The following is a 924-nucleotide window of genomic DNA, read 5'->3' as shown; positions in this document are numbered from 1 at the left end:
GCCGCGCATGGCGTGGACCGCGAGGTCGTCCGCACGGGTCTTCCAGAACACCCCCTTCTCACCGGCTCGTCCGAACGGTGTGCGCACACCGTCCACGAACACGACGTCTGATGCCTTGGGCAATCCGGGCCTCCAGATCCTCTTCGATCGAGACGGCGGGACCGGTGGGATGGGCTCGCATGCCGTCCTGTGGGCCAAGGCCCTCGGCGCGACGGTGATCACGACGAGCGGTGGCGCACGGAAGGTCCAGGCGTCACGGGACCTCGGCGCGGACCTCGCGATCGACCATCGCACCGAGGACTTCGTCGCCGCCGTCCGCGAGTACACCGGCGGTCGCGGCGTCGACGTGGTGCTCGACGTCGTGGGTGCCGACTACCTCGGTCGGAACCTCGAAGCCCTCGCGCCGAACGGGCACGTCGCGGTGATCTCGTCGAGCAGCGGCCGGGTCGGCGAACTCGACCTCGGCGCGATGATGGCGAAGCGCGCGACGATCAGCGCGACGACCCTGCGCGCCCGACCGCTCGACGAGAAGGCCGCGATCGTCGCCGCCGTCCGCGCCGACGTCTGGCCGTTCGTCGAGGACGGTCGCGTCCGTCCGGTCGTGGACTCGGTCCTGCCGCTCGCCGAGGCCGCGGAGGCGCACCGCCGGATGGCCGACGGCGAGCTCATCGGCAAGGTGCTGCTGACGCCCTGACCGGCAGGTCGCGCTGCGCGCACTCCCGGAACCCGCCCCGGACGCCCCACTCGCCCCCGCCGCGCCGGCACGCCGGCACGCCGGCACTCTCAGCGCACAACCAAAGTCGTCCCGAACCACGGCTCCGCGCGGTTCAGGACGACTTTGGTTGTGCGGACGCGAACGGCACCGCCTCGCACGAACGGATCGCGTGCGGTGCGGACGCGAACGAACACGCCTCGCACGAAGCG

The 924-nt window shown here is 72.0% G+C and carries 1 protein-coding gene and 1 pseudogene; one reads left to right on the top strand and one right to left on the bottom strand.

Annotated features, from left to right (window positions below; genetic code table 11):
- A pseudogene (locus tag I59_RS23640) lies at positions 1-123 on the bottom strand (acetyl-CoA C-acyltransferase); the annotation flags it as partial.
- A gap of 46 nt (positions 124-169) precedes the next feature.
- Here I59_RS23640 and I59_RS15230 point away from each other — a divergent pair.
- Complete coding sequence (locus tag I59_RS15230) at positions 170-694, top strand: zinc-binding dehydrogenase (protein ID WP_261976592.1); 525 nt, start codon at positions 170-172, stop codon at positions 692-694.
- Positions 695-924 lie beyond the last annotated feature (230 nt).

Source organism: Curtobacterium sp. B8 (genome assembly GCF_000333315.1).
In the GTDB taxonomy this organism is placed as follows: Bacteria; Actinomycetota; Actinomycetes; order Actinomycetales; family Microbacteriaceae; genus Curtobacterium; species Curtobacterium luteum.
The sequence above is the reverse complement of the archived record's forward strand: the minus strand, read 5'-3'. Positions and strand labels throughout refer to the sequence as shown.